The organism is Deltaproteobacteria bacterium (assembly GCA_011773515.1).
In the GTDB taxonomy this organism is placed as follows: Bacteria; Desulfobacterota; Deferrimicrobia; order J040; family J040; genus WVXK01.
In genome coordinates this window covers 1-582 of the sequence record WVXK01000077.1, presented here as the reverse complement: position 1 = coordinate 582, position 582 = coordinate 1, and the positions used below count along the sequence as shown (strand labels likewise).

Genomic DNA, 582 nt, shown 5'->3' with positions numbered 1-582 from the left:
GAGGAAAGGGAAAGCGTAGAAAGGGACTCGAGGAAAAAGATGATCGCCGGAATCAGGATCAACGTCAACCGGGCAACTGCAGGGGAACTTTCCCTGCTGCCGGGGATATCTGACGAAACAGCCGAAAATATAGTCCGGTACCGGGAGAGAGAAGGGAGGTTTACCACCTTCGAGAACCTGCTCAACGTAAAGGGTGTGAAGAGAAAAAGGCTGAAAAAAATATTGCCCTTTATTGAGCTTTAGCATTTTTTTTGCTAAAATAATTGACAAAATTAGTATACTTAACGAAGGAGGAGATATGTTTGAGACCATCAGGAGAGACATTAAGGTGACATTTGAACGGGATCCAGCATCCCGTAGCGTGGCCGAAATCCTTCTCTGCTACCCCGGACTACACGCAGTATGGATGCACCGAATGGCCCACTGGTCATGGAAGAAAAACCTCAAGCTCTTGGGGAGGCTCATATCGCACATCTCGAGGTTTCTAACGGGAATAGAGATACATCCCGGCGCGGATCTTGGCCCGGGCTTCTTTATCGACCACGGGATGGGCGTCGTCATCGGTGAAACCGCCGAGGTAGG

General features: G+C 49.5%; 2 protein-coding genes. Both read left to right on the top strand.

All coding sequences use genetic code 11. The annotated features are described in order from the left end of the window. Window positions 1-243, top strand: a 243-nt coding sequence (locus GTN70_08875) for a hypothetical protein (protein ID NIO17096.1), incomplete at its 5' end; no start/stop codon positions are given. A gap of 55 nt (window positions 244-298) precedes the next feature. Continuing rightward, on the top strand, window positions 299-582 hold a 284-nt coding region (locus tag GTN70_08870), incomplete at its 3' end, for a serine O-acetyltransferase (protein NIO17095.1).